Source organism: Sporosarcina sp. E16_3 (assembly GCF_017347125.1).
In the GTDB taxonomy this organism is placed as follows: domain Bacteria; phylum Bacillota; class Bacilli; order Bacillales_A; family Planococcaceae; genus Sporosarcina.
Window position 1 is genome coordinate 1 of sequence record NZ_JADPRX010000040.1, and the last position, 15,549, is coordinate 15,549.

A 15,549-nucleotide genomic window follows, 5' to 3' on the forward strand; every position below is an offset into this window, starting at 1 on the left:
GCCCGCTCAGTTTGGTTCATAGCATCCCAATTCGTGAGTACATGTTGTCTTGTCGCCGCGTCTAGATCGTGTTTGTTTGTGAAGTGAGCGTACTCAGAAAGGTAAGTTGTCATAAAGAATATCCCCTTTATTTTTTATATAGATGAAAATTGCGATTTAGGGGACAACTTTGTGAAAAAAGTTTTTTTGATTTTTTCAGAAGAGGGCAAGCGCATTAAATAAAAATAATCCAGTGTGAGGGAATGGGGCATACTACCGCGTTGGCGGATACTGCGTAGTATCCATTATAGATTGTATGTACAAATTTAAAGTCCTTTTAGAAGGTCTTTTGTTTTTTGGAGGGACACTGGTATTTCACAGTAGGACCAAACGGGGTAGTTAGCGAAATTGAATAATCAACGAGGCTGAAAGTCCACCCTGGCGTTCTTTTTAACTAATGTATCTTGGAAGTAGGAGAGTCTACCTGCTTTCTTTTTTATGGATTAGTTTTAGGTACCTCACTAAGATGTCCAACCAACTCGGGAAAGTGTCCAACAAACAGGGAAACTTCCAACGAAACCATCGAATTGTCCAACAAAGATCAGAAAGTGTGTAACCAACTTCGTAAAGTTATTATTAAAAACAGGCTACAATTGCATAAATAAAAAGGGGAAGTTAACCATATCAATATTTGGTCGGCTTCCTCTTTTTTTTCGGGAATCTGAATTGTCGTAATTCGACTACTCAAAGATATCTTTCAAATTTACGCTAACACTTATAAAGTAATTTTAAGTGTACATACTTAGTGTAATGGCATATAATAAAATTAATATATAGTACTGCCACTGTAGGGTTTTCAGGTGTAAAGGAGTGAGTTAAATGACGTATACTTTTTCGGAAAAACATTTCATTAATGAAGATGGGCGATTGGTTTATAAACCGAACTTAAATCTTTATGATTACGAACTTCTTGAATTAATTATGGAAGCTGAAAGAAATATAGGTGCGTTAGCAAGACTAGGTTTGAAAAACCATCCGCTTAAACCGACAATCCTTCGAAATTCCATGGTAAGAACAGCACATTTTACAACCAAGATTGAACAAAACAAACTTGAATATAAAGAGGTTGAAAAACTCTACTCTAACTATAAGATTGAGGGCTTAACAACTTCGCAAAAGTTTAAGCTGGAAGTTAGAAATGTATTTGAGGCGTATGACTATTTATATAACTTAAATCCTCGTCTTGATTTTTCTAATATTGATGAACAGGTCTTGAAAACAATTCACGAGCTCTTAATGAGGGACTTGACAGGACATCCCAATGGCTATCGTCAAATCCCAGTTACGCTACAGGATGGAGATGGAGAAGTCAGTTATATTCCACCGTCATATCTAGATGTTCCACCTTTGATGGGGGCCTTCTTTACTTGGCTGTATACCAGTGTAACTGGTCATGAAAATCCGTACGATCAACAAGTGAATCCTCAATTTAAAATACATCCTTTGTTGATCTCAGGGATTACCCACCATATCATTGGGTATATTCATCCTTTCCCAGATGGAAATGGGAGGACAGCACGTGCTTTTTCTACGCTTGTTGCCCTTATACATCCGGATTTAAGTACAATAAAAGATGCATTTAGTGTTGAAGAGTTTTTTGATAAAAGAATTGATGAATATTACGATACTCTTATGCAAGCATCCCAAGGCGATTTAAAGCCATTTATAACATTTTATTTAGAATGTATTAATGCCTCTCTAATGAAGGTGTTAAAAGAACTTCAGCGGTATGACAGAATTAAACATGTCAATGAATTATTAGGTAAGGGGCATGCACGAACGATGTTTGAAATTATTGCTCGAATGGAAGATGGAGATGAATTTCATCGTCAGATTTTTGATGATATGTTGAGCGCATCAGCTTCTAGCATTGCTAAAAACCTATCAAGATTAAAAGAATTACAGGTCATTAAACCTGGAGAAAATAGAGGAACATATATTATAACGATTTTAGATTGAAGTTTTAGCTACCCATTAGCGTTGCATAGCTGTAAGAATACTCACAAATCATAACGTTAGACTTCTATAATATGTTAAAATTGAGCCCGCCTGTAAAATAATGACTGATGACTAAACCAGTTTATATCACACAGAAAGGAGACTTCCTATGGGAAGCATAGATCACAAGAAAAAGGCGAATGAAGAGCCTCTTAGCAAAAGGAATGGATATCGACGATGTTATGGAGGTAACAGAGCTAGATGAAGAACAAGTTCTTAAGATAAAGAATGAATTTATAGACTAATGTATCTTGAAAGTGGGGGAGTTTACCTGCTTTCTTTTTTTATGGATTAGTTTTGGGTACCTTACTAAGATGTCCAACCAATTTCGCGAAGTGTCCAACAAAAGCCATGAGCTGTCCAACGAACTAGTCCTAGACTCACTCGTAAAAGCCCAATTTCTCATCAAAATGAGAAATTGGGCTTTTCTTAGGCTTACTATACCCCGGCACTACTGACGCCGTATTTGAACGTCTATGATTTCGGATTCGATACTTGGGCCACATTATCTGTCGCCATATTAGCAAGTGCAGCTGTCGTCAACTTCCCTGGAATTCCGTCTACAACAAGTCCAAAAGCCTTCTGAAATGACTTAACCGCAGACTTTGTAGCGGGACCGTTTAGCCCATCCACAGCTATGTTGTAACCTATTTTGACAAGCAAGCTTTGTAGTTGTTTCACATCAGGATCCACAACATAACGTAACGGATCAACCGCATTCGTAAATTTGTTATTCCAACGGCCGATGTGTACCTCGAAATGAAGATGGATCCCCGTACTATTTCCAGTCGTCCCTTTCACGCCGATACGTTCGCCCTGTTTGACTGTCTGTCCGACTTTCACAGCGATTGACTGCAGATGTGCGTACACGGTTTCAAACGTCTTTCCACCTAGTGAGTGAACAATCATAACTGTATTTCCATACCCATTTGTAGACCTAGAAAAAGTAACTTCTCCAGCAGCTGCTGCAATGATTGTATTGTTGTATGAAGTATTTCCGTAATCGACACCAACGTGCATCGTTCGTAAATTAGTAATCGGATGGATGCGGTAACCGAAAGGAGATGTGACATGACCCTCGCATGGTTTACTAAACATTAGTTCACCTTCTATCTCCAAATTAGGCACATATAGAATCCAGCTAGGCAACGTGAGCGAGTAGCCTAGCTGAAATTTCCAACGAGTAGAAATGGATTAAAATTTACTGCATTTTTAATGAAACCAACACATCATGGATCGCGACGAGTTTTGTTTCGAGCCGGTGCAAAAGATAGAATGATACGAATATCGGAAAACCGACTTCCTGTATGAGACTCATCCATTGTTCCATCTCGTTTCCTCCTCTCTTTCTACATGAAAAAAACGGTCCCCAGTCCGAAAACTGGTGAACCGGTCGTTGCTGCTAGTTAGCCGTTTACAAGTTCTGTTACATTGCGCTCAATAACCCGAGCGCTAACAACTGTTGCGAGTGGAGCGCCGTTTATTTCGAATACGTTCGCAGCAATGATCTCCTGCATCGCCAATTCGATGCTTTGCGGCGTCAAATTTGCACGTGGTTCATCCACCGTCAAACTCACCTTTTTTCCGCTTGCTGTGTTGAAGTTCAATTGTAGTGTTTTAGCCATGTTTTATCCCCCCCCTTTCTATTGTCTAGACTCCGGGCGCCCTGCGCTTTTCCTGATCAATCAATCAAGCTCGATGTTTCCACGATATCCGCTCCGATGAACGGCAAAGTTGAAAGCTGACCAAGTTGCTCCAACGCTTTGTACAAGTTCACAGCTGGTGCATTTTCCTTGATGTTGCGGTACGTCTTCGCTTTGCGGATAATCTTTCCGTCCTCTGTTAAACCACCGTCGAAGAAAACGCGGCCCGCCGCTTGTTGAAATTCGATTGTTGCTGCCATTGTATTTCACCTCCTTTCACCCTTTATATAGAGTGATGGGGAAGGAAAGGGGACAGTGTTTTTAAATTATCAGGTACCGATTTTAATTTCAGGCACCATACCATTTATTACTATGAAGATTGGACATGTACGCAGATGTCTGATCTTTTTTGCGTGGTTATTCAGCTAGCTATATTCATAATTGGATGGAGCCTCACATAAATACTAGTGTATCTTAAGGAATTAACTTGGGGGTACAGGAGGCAGGAATAACTATGAGAGAAAACAATGGAAGGGAATCAGGCCCTTCCACGCATCTAAACAGCAATAGTCCAAAAGGAAGCGCTAAAGATATGCATTCACAGACTGTAGGTGAATGGGGTCCTGTACTGGAGCAAGACAGTATTTTGCATGAAACATTGGAGACCTTTGTCCATTCAACAATTTTAGAAAGACCAGTGCATGCTAAAGGCTTTGGTGCTTTCGGTTACTTTGAGACCGTGTATTCTATGGCAAACTATACGAAGCTTAGCTTTTTACAAAATCCAGGGCAGCGAGTTCCAGTTACGGTAAGGTTTTCGCTGGCCGTCAGCAATAAAGGCACTCCGGATACCTCACGAAATGTGCGTGGATTTTCTACTAAGTTTTATACTGAAGAGGGTATTTTTGATTTGGTCTTCAACCATATTCCTGTATTTTTAGTACGAGATGCCATACGCTTTCCAGAGGCCGTCCAGGCTTTATCACCCTCGCCGGTAACTAACCTGATGGATCCCGAACGGTTCTGGAGCTTCGTAGCCAGAGCACCAGAATCAACCCATTTCGTTGTTCGCCTTTTCTCTGACGCAGGCACAGTAAAAAGCTTTCGCCACATGCCAGGTTATGGTGTGAATACCTACGTTTGGAGGAACGGGGAGGGCGTTCGCAGTTATGTTAAATATCACTGGATTCCTGAGGCTGGGGAGCAGTATATAGACAGTCAAGAGGCGGCAAGGTGGAATGGCGAGAATCCGGATATTGCTGGGAAGGATTTACATGATGCACTAGCAAAGGGGGAGCCCGTTGTATATGGGCTTTATGTGCAGCTTATGAATCCAAGTGACGAAACCATTCTGTCTTATGATCCAATGGATGACACAAAAGTTTGGGACGAACAGCAGTACCCTTTGAGACCGGTTGGCCGCTTGAGGTTGAACCGAAACCCGGATAACTATCTGGAACAAGTGGAAAAACTGGCGTTTTCACCATCCAATCTTTTAGATGGGGTAGAGTTATCAGATGATAAGATGCTACAGGGACGCGCCAATATTTACTCCGATTCCCAGCGTCGGCGGCTTGGACCGGATTTTCGGAAAATACCTATCAATCATCAGGAAGATTGGTCGCCAGCAAATCTCGTAACAAGCGGAAATGGTAGGTTTGTGGAGGGGCATCTGGAACGATCCGATTTGCCAAAACAGGATGATTTTACGCAGGCCGGGCAATTTTATCAATCTCTTCCCCCTGTGCAGCAAGACCACCTAGTAACTAATCTTTCTGCCGGTCTTGCCGGCATATCCCAAGAAACACGACGCATTGTTTTAACGTATCTGTATAATGCATCGCCGGAATTAGGCGAACGGGTTGTAAAGGCAATAGAAATGCCAACGAAGGGTTAATTCTATAACCCGGAAAGAGTTAAATTGTTAAAAGTAGTACCCACCTATATAAGTAAGTGAGTTCAATTGTCTTCACTACATTAATCAAAGTTTATCGAAGCATCCAACAAAGCCGGAAAAGTGTCCAACCAACGCCGAATAGCGTCCAACCAACGGCAAAGTGTCCAACAAAATTATCGAAGCGTCCAACGAAGCAGCAATAGTGTCCAACAATACTATAAAAGCATCCAACCAACCAACCCCGAATAATCAACTAGTCATACCGTCCGCGACGTCACCAAGATAATCCACCACAAATTGCATACTAAAAAAACCAGACAAATTGGCACTGTCTGGTTTTTTCTATGGTTATTCAGATGTTTCAAGCACAGTACTCGTTCAGGTACCGACACATTCTACTCATTCTGTTCGAAAATCTCCCCAGCGATTCCCATTGCCTGAACGGCTTTTGGGAAGCCGACATACCCAACGCAATGGATGATGATTTCAATAATTTCATCTTTTGTGAGGCCGATGTTTAAAGATGCCTGCAAGTGAACCTTTAACTGCTCAAAAGCACCCTGTGTGATGAGAGAAGTGAGTGTTATGTATTCCCGTTCTTTGAGAGAAAGAGCTTTTCTAGTGTAAAGATCCCCAAAGCCGAACGACACAATCATATTAAAAAGGTCAGGTGAAATTTTTTTTATTTCTTCCATGCCAGTACGTACTTCTTGTGAGAATAATTCTTCCATTACCTTTACACCGGACTCGTATCGTTTGCTATCTTCCATATTACTGCCTCCCCATGGTTGGTGGAATTTCATTTTCAAGAACCAATGCTTCAATTACAAACGGTTTGTTAGTTTCTTTAATCAGTTGTAACGCTTCTTTTATAGCACCAGTTAAATCATAAGGATTATGGCATGTAGTCGCAGTTAGTCCCATTGATTCTGCAAATTTGGCTACATCGAGTGGGGTCTCATAAATACCACCGATGGACGTGCCAATCATTTTTTGCATTCCTTTTTCCACCATGTCTAATCGTCCATTATTCAAAACGATAAACAGGACAGGGGAGTTGTAATTGTACGCTGTGGAAAGTTCCGTACCATGCATGAACATACAACCATCACCGACTAAGCAGATAATTGTTTTCTCGGGGGCTGCGAGTTTTGCACCGATGGAATAGCCGATTCCGTTACCCATCGCACCGAATATATCATCAAAGAAGAAAGTCCCTGGTTTGTAAATATCAAAGTATTTGATGCCATAGAAAGAGTGACTTCCATCATCTCCAAAAATAATCGCGTCATCTGGAAGCGTGTTACGCATCGCCCGTAATACTTGGACCGCAGACATTCGCTCACCCGGCTGATTATCTTGAAGTGGGCTTAACTCGATTGGTAATAAAAAGGCTTCACTGTTTGTTTTCGGTATATCCTTTAAAACCGCTGTCAGATTCGATTTTATATCGCCAAGCACAGGAGTAGTTGGTACGTGAATCGCTTTTCCAATATAGGTTTGGTCATAGTCAAAGTGGATGACGTGTTCTGGGTACATTGCTTCAGATAGGCCAGCGATTGACATGTCACTCAGTTTTGATCCAATCACAATTAATACATCAACGGGTTCATTCAAATAGGCGGATGCTTCTGTAGTACCACCTAGTCCAAATGCTCCTAATGAAAGCGTATGATTGGATGGGAATGTACCTTTTCCTCCTGGTGTGGTGATAACAGGGATGTTCCAATGCTCAGCAAGATGCTGCACTTCTTCATAGGCCTTGCTGGAATGAACGCCTTTTCCAAGGAATAGAAGGGGACGCTTGGCTGCATTCAGTTTTTCGATGACTTCTCCCGTTTTGGGTGAGACCATTTCATGGGACACTGGTAATTCTAGTTGGAATGGTTCAATCTCTTCTAGTAAAATATCAAACGGGATTGATAGATGTACAGGCCCTTTTACGCCTGATAACGCCTTTTCAAGGGCATGCTGCAAGAACGGCTGTAGCATATCACCTCGTTCTACTCGTGCACTAAACTTGGTGACAGATTTGAACATTTCCACAAGATCGGTACCGAATATGCTAGAATCCTGTCCCATAGCTTTTCCAGTATCTTTCAACGAAGGGTGTCCTGTGATAATTAGTAGGGGTAGATTGGAAGCTTTCGCCTGACCAGCAGCTGTCAGCAAGTTGGTCCCACCAGGCCCAGACGTACCAACTGCTACCCCGATTTTCTGATTCATTAAGGCATAGCCAGAAGCTTCAAACCCAGCCGCTGCTTCATGTTTACTTAACACAAATTCCAAATCATGTTTTAATATTTCGAATAAGATAGGGGATATTGCCTTCCCTGGAATGCCGAAAATATGATTAATTCCCCACTGTTTAAAATTCGATACTAATACGGATGCAGTCGTTGTCATGTTTTTTGCTCCTCCAATTATCTTTATCGTTCCAAATAAATCTTCTCGATTTCCTCAATTGGAAGTGGCTTGCTGAAGAAGTAGCCTTGTGTTATATCACATTGGTGTTTTGTCAGAAAGTCGAGCTGTTCCTTTGTTTCAACGCCTTCTGCAATCACTTCTTTTTGAAGGTTGTGTGCTAACGTGATAATTGCTTTTACAATAATGGCGTCATTCGGATCGTTCATTATTTCGCTAATGAAGGATTTGTCGATCTTAATATAATCAATCGGGAAGTTTTTAAGATAATTCAGCGAGCTATAGCCAGTCCCAAAATCGTCAATACTGATGCCGATGCCGAGCGATTTCAGCTTATTCAATACGATAATGGAGTAGTCGTACTCCATCGCCATATATTCAGTAATCTCTACTACGATATAGTGCGGGTCAAGTGCTGTACGTTTCAGCACGTCCTCCATATAGGTTACGAGATTTCTTGTAAGAAATTGCTGGGTAGATAGATTAACGGAGACTTTTATCGGTTCCATTCCAGCATTCTGCCATTTTTTGTTTTGTGAACATGCTTCATTGATGACCCACTCCCCAATTTGGGTGATCAAGCCGTTTTCTTCAGCTAGTTTGATAAATTTCCCTGGAGGGAGCAGGCCTAGCCGAGGATGCTGCCAGCGAATTAACGCTTCAAACCCAACCAACTTACCGGATTGGTTATGAATTTGCGGCTGATAATGAAGAACAAACTCATTATTCTCAAGTGCTCTTCTTAAATCGATCTCGAGACTGTATTCGTCCATCATATCTTCTAATAATTCGGAGGTATGAATTACATAGCGATTTTTACCTTGTGATTTTGCCTGGTACATCGCATTATCTGCATAGACCATGAGCTTCTCCATTGAAATAGGGTAGTCAGGATAAATCGCAATCCCGATACTCGCTGTCGTATGTAACTCTTTCGTGCCGACTTGAAAAGGTTCATGAAACAGATTGAGTATCTCTTCAGCCTTTGTCGTGGCATAATCAGGACTAACAAAATCGGTAAGCAGGAAAATAAATTCATCCCCACCCATTCGGGCAAGTGTATCCTTTTCTCCAAGACAACTGCGTAAACGCTCGCTTACCTTAATAATGAGTTCATCCCCATGTGAATGACCGAAGTTATCGTTAATGACTTTAAAACGGTCCAGATCTATGTATAGAAGAGCCATAGTCCGGTGGTGACCTGCATTTAGTTCTGTGATGATGGTCTCTACTTCTCTATTAATATATCGTCTGTTTGGCAGGTTTGTTAAATCATCATGATAGGCTAAGTAGTTATATTTTTCCTGCAATAAGTAACGGTCTGAAATATCCCTGAACTGGCCAAAGGCACCAATCATTTTGTAGTCTTCATAAATGGGCTGGGCATCGAACAGGCAGACAACTAGGTTACCCGCGTCATCTTTAAATTTGATTTCTTCGTTTTCGACTATTTTTCCTTGTTCCAGTACTTCTTTAAAATAATCTCCTGTTATAGGCGAATCGTAAATATGTCTTCCTACAACAGATTCTCTGCTGTTATTCGAGATTTTTTCGGCAAATTCATTAAACTCAGTCGTGATTCCGAACTCATCCGTGACAACAATCCCATTTCTTGTCCTGCTTAACATGATCTGATTCATAATATTAAGCTTCTTATTTTGTTTCCTTAACAAAAGTTCTCTCTCAATTGAATCAACGGCCTGGGTTAACATCGTTAGAAAAAGTGGGTTTTGAAACGAGATGGGCATCATGATGGACACGCTACCAAGTAAGTTATTGTCATCTGTATAATGAAATGCAGTCCCATAACACGCAATGCCATGAAGAAACGTATGATAATGTTGATCGCCAATTAAACTGATCGGGTGCTTTTGTAGCAATGAAAGACTAACAACGTTTGTACCTGTATCTTCCTGGGTGAACAAACTTCCTAATTTAATCCCGAATTGTTCAATGGTAGACTTTATGGTTTCATCTCCTTCTATTTCAAGAAGATATCCGTTTTCATCTGAAACAACTACGAGTATCGGGGTGCCTTTTAAGGAGTTTAGTAGCTTATTTGAGAAAAAACTCACAACTGACAGGATTTCACTATATGATTTTCTTTTGTCAGCAAATTCGACTTCGCTTAAAAAGTTCTTGGGTCTTGATACCTCATTAGGATCCATCCCGGACTCTTTGCACATTCTTTTAGACTCTTTTATATAGTATGGTTCCGTCATTTTTATCTCCTCCTATCGCTTTTGTATGTATTATCTATACCCTAGTTTAAATTAGTAGCTACATTTTTTGATGGAAAAGTAAAAAAAATCCTCTTCTTCCGAGGTGGAATTATTACAAAATAACCAGTAGAAAGGGTTCTTAGTATACCAATTTTACCGCATTCCAATCGTATTATCAATCCAACTATATGCGTACCTGCAAGCGTTGCATAAAGAAAAAAGTGATTTCAGGGAATAGTGAGCGGAGCTGCTCTGAAAATACGCTATCATTTTAATATAATGGAATACTTTGTATCGACATATAGCGTCCTACGCATCACAAAATATTGTTATGTATTTATTCTGAATTAATGGTACTATAGACATGTAGAGGATTACCACATTGTTTTTCGAACTATATACGGGTGATTAGAACTAAGGCAAACTAACTGCATTTGAATAGGGTGTTTATTAAAAATAAGAAATGGGGTTATATGTATGCGGGCTTTTATTATATTGGGCAACAATAAAGATACACAGGGGCTAATCGATCATCTGAGAAAAAGGGATAGTGGAACGATTACAATCGTTGACGAAGACCTTGAAACTGGGCTATCCAGAAGAGGTGATCTTTTCTATGTAAATAGGACTTATGTAGAAAGCGTTAAGGACATGGATCTCCCATTCGTATATTATCACCACATACTACCCATACATCGAAGAGATGGACGGAAGTGGAGACGTAGTTTAAGTAGTGTAGGGTGAACAGTGGCGGTACGTGAAGCTACTCAGTTAATTGACTACGATTGTATGATAATAGTACGAAGACCAGACAAATTAGAAAAATGTCTGGTTTTTTTGCATGATTACGTTTGTCCAAATCGCTATAATTCATTCTTTCCAAGTTGCCCGCACTAAACAGTTGTGACCTATTGCTACTCAATACTAATAACTAGATTAGCCATCTGCGTGAATTATCTTTCCTTGTACCAAGAGCAAGTACTCTGCACTATTGAATTTACAGTCAAATTAGAATAGTATGTATTCATAACTGAATAGGAGGAATAACGAATGCTTCCATTACAGAAAAGCCAACTAGTTTTGGAGAATATCATCCAATATTCATTTGACGAAATCTTTGTAACTGACCAAGACGGTACCATTATATATTCCAGTGACAGCTTTAAAAACTTTTTTGGAATTGATGCAAAGGAGATTATCAATCAAAATGTGTTTGTTTTAGAGAGGGATGGTATTTTATCTCCTTCGGTTATTGGCAAGGTGTTAAAAACAAGGAAAATCGAAACCATAATTCAAGAAACTACAATGGGAAGAAAAATAGTTGTGTCTGGCTATCCGATTATTAACGATAAGCAAGAACTATTGGGGGCCCTTAGTTTTTCAAGGGATATTACAGAACTTGATTATCTAAAAAAGACGAATGATCAAGTAGCAAAAATAATGCTTTTATATGAAGAAGAAATTGAAAAGATAAAAAGGGGGAATTTGATTTCCTCTTCTACTCATCTTGGAGAAATGAGGAATGTCCTTCGAATTGTTGAAAAGGTATCCTGTATAGACGTTTCAGTCTTATTGGAGGGGGAATCAGGAGTAGGGAAGAACTTCATTGCACAGAAAATCCACCAAACATCCAATCGAAATAATGAACCTTTTGTCGAAGTTAACTGTGGGGCTATTCCTGAGTCGTTAATTGAATCTGAGCTATTTGGTTATGAGGAAGGTGCGTTTACAGGAGCAAAGAAAGGAGGAAAAAAAGGTTATTTCGAAGCTGCCGGGAAAGGTACTATATTACTTGATGAAATTTCTGAGTTGCCGTTAAATCTTCAAGTTAAACTGTTGTCTGTCCTTCAAAACTTAACGATTCAACGGGTAGGTGGCAGTTCAATTATTAAGTTAAACTGCAGAGTGATTTGTGCAACGAACCAAGATCTCCAAAAGTTAATTGCTGAAAAAAAGTTTCGAGAAGATCTATACTACAGAATTAATGTTATCAAGATTGCTATTCCCCCTTTACGTGAAAGAAGGGAAGAGATAAATGTATTAGTTACTGAATTATTAGGTGAATTTAATGATAAATACAAAATGAATAGAGCGTTTTCCGCTAATATGGTTTCCTGGCTAAATAGGCAGGAGTGGAGGGGCAATATAAGGGAACTTCGAAATTTTGTTGAGCGCATATTAATCACTTCGAATGAAAATCTTATTGACGTTGATTTAGTCGGACTAACACCTCCTCAAAAAGCTGTTATGACGTTAGATAACTATATAGAGATGGTTGAAGGCGATTATATTGTTCGAATGTACGAACAATATCCAAGCAGTGTTAAGTTAGCAAAGATGTTAGGGATTAGCCAATCCACAGCAAGTAGAAAAATCAGTCAGTATGTTAATCAACAAGCTAGTCAAAACTGACTGGCTTTTTGTTTTGCTTAGGAAATTAGTAAATCCCCTATTGAGGATAATTTCTAACGTGAAGACTTCCTGTCTAGATTCTAGCGTCTGTATGGGCTGAACAAGTGCTTACGCTGTTACTCTAAAACCATCATGAATAGTTGGCACGAAACTTGCAATTATAGTAATCATCGAGAAGAAAGGCAGTGAGAGAGTCTTTTTTTCCTTGAATCTGCGTTTCACACTATGAGGAGGATGTATGATGACAAATCGAAATGAAAAACAAATTCTTAACCTTCCATTCACTGGTATTTGCTCGTTTGGGAAGTATCCAATCTGTACGAGTCTTGACGAACTAGAAGCAGATGTAGCGGTTATTGGCGTTCCTTATGACATGGGGACACAGTGGAAGTCGGGTACTAGAATGGGGCCACGTGGAATGCGAGAAGGTTCTACTTTATATAGTTTCGGACTTGAAGGGGCTTATGATATTGAAAAAGATATTATGTATTTAGGTCCGGACTGCAAAGTGGTCGATTGCGGGGATGTAGATATCGTTCATGGTGATTTAGAACAGAGCTTCGATAATGTTGAAGAGTCGATTCGAAAAATCGTATCTAAAGGAGCAATACCTGTCGTAATGGGCGGAGATCATTCCATTACAATACCCGTTGGTAGAGCATTAGATTCCGTTGGGCCATTCCACGTCATTCAAATCGATGCGCACTTAGATTGGGCTGATCATCGTTCAGGCCAACGATTTGGGCATGGAAGTACGCTTCGTCGATTGGCGGAAATGGACTATGTTGATAAGATGTTCCAATTCGGCATACGTGGAATTAGTAGTAGCAAGAAGGAAGATGTAGATGCTGCTAGGGAATATGGAAGTGTTATCTTGTCTCCACGCGAAATGAGGAAAATGAGCATTGAATCAGTAGTAGCTCTAATTCCAGAAGGAGAAAACTACTACGTGACAATTGACATCGATGGATTAGACCCATCCTTGGCACCTGGTACAGGTACCCCTTCTCCTGGTGGATTGTATTACGATGAAGTGAATGAACTGTTGGAAGGGATTGCAAAAAGGGGGAATGTCATCGGTTTTGACTTAGTAGAAGTTTCTCCTCCCTATGATCCTACTGGTATTACGAGTCAGGTAGGTGCAAGACTTATACTTGATTTTATTAGCTTTATTCTAAAGGAAAAAGAACTTGCTCCACAGTTAGTAGTAGCTGCAAATGCGCAAGTAACTAATTGAAAACTCATTTTAAAACATAAAGAAGGGTGTTTACACCGTTCTCTATGACCTTCTTTTCATACACTGAAGCGGCCTTTTACTTGCCTATTTTGCTTTAAACTAAATGGAGGTGAAATTATGAATCAAAGTGCGTTAGAAATCGATGAAAACAAGGTGAAAGTTGAGGAACTTAGTCCAAATATTGAACTAGTAGATCGAGATGATCCAAGTTATGTAGATCAGATAACACTCACTAAAAAACAATATGGAATTGGTATTACGAAGTCAATTATTTTCACGTCGGTTGCTGTGCTTGTTTTCTTCATTCCGATGGAGATAAACGGGAAAACGGATATATTATTCGGATACATTTACAACTATCTTCTAAATTTATTTGGTACTGTAGGATTATGGATTGTCACATTATTAATGGTAGCAAATGTATTTGCAAGTTTTTACGGAAAATTTGTGGCTAAAGAGGATTCTTTTTTAAAGAAGTATTATGATCACGACTCGATTATGCATCCCTTCTTCTATCTAATAGGCGCTTTTTACACCGTCGTATATACCCTTGATATCAGTTTCACACAATTTACAGGTCCAGAGTGGATTGTGGGTAGCGGTACGGGTGGTACCGTTATTCCGAGTATTGTACTTGGGGTAACTTGGATTATTATCGTTGGTGCATTCTTTATGCCATTTCTTTTAAATTATGGAGGAATTGATTTTGTAGGTTCAATTATGGAACCATTAATGCGTCCTATTTTTAAAGTTCCTGGAAAAAGTGCAATTGATGCAATCGCTTCATTTGTGGGCTCATCTTCAATGGCTGTAATCATTACGAGTAGATTGTATCGCATGAACGTATATACAAGAAAAGAAGCAGCATTTATTGCGACGTCTTTTAGTGCCGTAAGTATTGGATTTGCGTTATTAGTTATTAATACTGCGGGTTTGGGAGATCATTTTCTAAAAGTATATTTTTCATCTCTACTAATTACATTCCTCATTTCCATTATCATGATTAGAATTCCACCTCTTTCTAGGAAATCAACTACGTACTTTAGTGGAAAAGTACAGACCGAAGCGGACAGGACGAATGAGGCGAAATTTGAAAGAGGCATTTTTAAACGTGGTGCTGGGCGTGCAGCAAAAAGGGCTTATACAGCAGAAAGCTTATTTAAGGAAATTCAATTAAGTTTAAAAGATGGATTTAATGTTCTTCCCAAAGTATTAACATTAATTGCAGCAGCCGGAATTACGGGTTTAATTATCGCTGAATACACACCTGTTTTCAATTGGCTTGGCCAAGCATTTGTTCCACTTTTACACTTGTTTGCTGTTCCTAACGCACAAGAGATTGCTCCCTCTATTCCGGTTGGCTTTGCTGAGATGTTCCTTCCCGTGCTTTTGATAGCAGATAAAATTGACGTTATCGATATTGGCGCAAGGTATTTCATTACAGCATTATCGATGGTCCAAGTTATTTTCCTATCCGAGACAGTTGTAGTCATGATGGCTACAAAGCTGCCAGTTAAATTTGGAGAGCTTGTTGTGTGCTTTATTCTCCGTACTTTGATTGCAATTCCAATCGTAGCGTTGTTTATGCATCTATTATTTTAAAGTGTTCGTACAAATCGCTATTCAGAATACAAACCAAATTGCATACTGATAAAATTAAGGTCAAACGTTTATGTA

General features: G+C 39.7%; 13 protein-coding genes. 6 read left to right on the forward strand and 7 right to left on the reverse strand.

Annotation, left to right across the window (positions count from 1 at the left end; translation table 11 throughout):
* Positions 1 to 858 precede the first annotated feature (858 nt).
* Positions 859 to 1,998 carry a Fic family protein gene (locus tag I2483_RS17180; protein ID WP_207278345.1) on the forward strand — a complete coding sequence of 380 codons (1,140 nt, stop codon included), beginning with the start codon at positions 859 to 861 and terminating at the stop codon, positions 1,996 to 1,998.
* Between the two features lie 513 nt (positions 1,999 to 2,511).
* On the opposite strand, the gene I2483_RS19580 is transcribed toward I2483_RS17180, so the two are convergent.
* The 4 genes from I2483_RS19580 to I2483_RS17200 form a co-directional block, all read right to left on the reverse strand.
* Positions 2,512 to 3,135 carry a peptidoglycan DD-metalloendopeptidase family protein gene (locus I2483_RS19580; RefSeq protein ID WP_207278346.1) on the reverse strand — a complete coding sequence of 208 codons (624 nt, stop codon included), beginning with the start codon at positions 3,133 to 3,135 and terminating at the stop codon, positions 2,512 to 2,514.
* Between the two features lie 103 nt (positions 3,136 to 3,238).
* Complete coding sequence (locus tag I2483_RS17190) at positions 3,239 to 3,367, reverse strand: YvrJ family protein (RefSeq protein ID WP_082786727.1); 129 nt, start codon at positions 3,365 to 3,367, stop codon at positions 3,239 to 3,241.
* 76 nt (positions 3,368 to 3,443) lie between these two features.
* Complete coding sequence (locus tag I2483_RS17195; RefSeq protein WP_207278347.1) at positions 3,444 to 3,662, reverse strand: DUF2922 domain-containing protein; 219 nt, start codon at positions 3,660 to 3,662, stop codon at positions 3,444 to 3,446.
* A gap of 56 nt (positions 3,663 to 3,718) precedes the next feature.
* Entirely contained in the window at positions 3,719 to 3,940 is a 222-nt protein-coding gene (locus I2483_RS17200) for a DUF1659 domain-containing protein (RefSeq protein WP_207278348.1), read from the reverse strand.
* Between the two features lie 254 nt (positions 3,941 to 4,194).
* Between I2483_RS17200 and I2483_RS17205 the strand changes: the two genes are divergently transcribed.
* The gene (locus tag I2483_RS17205) at positions 4,195 to 5,577 is read left to right on the forward strand and encodes a catalase (protein ID WP_207278349.1); all 1,383 of its coding nucleotides are present in this window, start codon (positions 4,195 to 4,197) and stop codon (positions 5,575 to 5,577) included.
* A 395-nt stretch (positions 5,578 to 5,972) separates the two neighbouring features.
* Here I2483_RS17205 and I2483_RS17210 read toward each other — a convergent pair whose 3' ends face one another.
* From I2483_RS17210 to I2483_RS17220, 3 genes are read right to left on the reverse strand one after another with little or no spacing between them, the layout of a single operon-like run.
* Positions 5,973 to 6,347: a carboxymuconolactone decarboxylase family protein gene (locus I2483_RS17210; protein ID WP_207278350.1), complete on the reverse strand. Its 375-nt coding sequence runs from the start codon at positions 6,345 to 6,347 to the stop codon at positions 5,973 to 5,975.
* A gap of 1 nt (position 6,348) precedes the next feature.
* A complete protein-coding gene (locus I2483_RS17215) occupies positions 6,349 to 7,983 on the reverse strand; it encodes a thiamine pyrophosphate-binding protein (RefSeq protein ID WP_207278351.1) in 1,635 nt (544 codons plus the stop codon).
* 23 nt (positions 7,984 to 8,006) lie between these two features.
* Complete coding sequence (locus I2483_RS17220) at positions 8,007 to 10,223, reverse strand: EAL domain-containing protein (RefSeq protein ID WP_218624996.1); 2,217 nt, start codon at positions 10,221 to 10,223, stop codon at positions 8,007 to 8,009.
* 477 nt (positions 10,224 to 10,700) lie between these two features.
* Between I2483_RS17220 and I2483_RS17225 the strand changes: the two genes are divergently transcribed.
* The 4 genes from I2483_RS17225 (at position 10,701) to I2483_RS17240 (ending at position 15,474) form a co-directional block, all read left to right on the forward strand.
* Entirely contained in the window at positions 10,701 to 10,967 is a 267-nt protein-coding gene (locus tag I2483_RS17225; protein ID WP_207278352.1) for a hypothetical protein, read from the forward strand.
* 306 nt (positions 10,968 to 11,273) lie between these two features.
* Complete coding sequence (locus I2483_RS17230) at positions 11,274 to 12,635, forward strand: sigma-54 interaction domain-containing protein (RefSeq protein ID WP_207278353.1); 1,362 nt, start codon at positions 11,274 to 11,276, stop codon at positions 12,633 to 12,635.
* Positions 12,636 to 12,876: 241 nt separating this feature from the next.
* Positions 12,877 to 13,872: an agmatinase gene (gene speB / locus I2483_RS17235; RefSeq protein ID WP_207278354.1), complete on the forward strand. Its 996-nt coding sequence runs from the start codon at positions 12,877 to 12,879 to the stop codon at positions 13,870 to 13,872.
* Positions 13,873 to 13,989: 117 nt separating this feature from the next.
* Positions 13,990 to 15,474, forward strand: a complete 1,485-nt coding sequence (locus I2483_RS17240; RefSeq protein ID WP_207278355.1) for a YjiH family protein — start codon at positions 13,990 to 13,992, stop codon at positions 15,472 to 15,474.
* Positions 15,475 to 15,549: the final 75 nt, after the last annotated feature.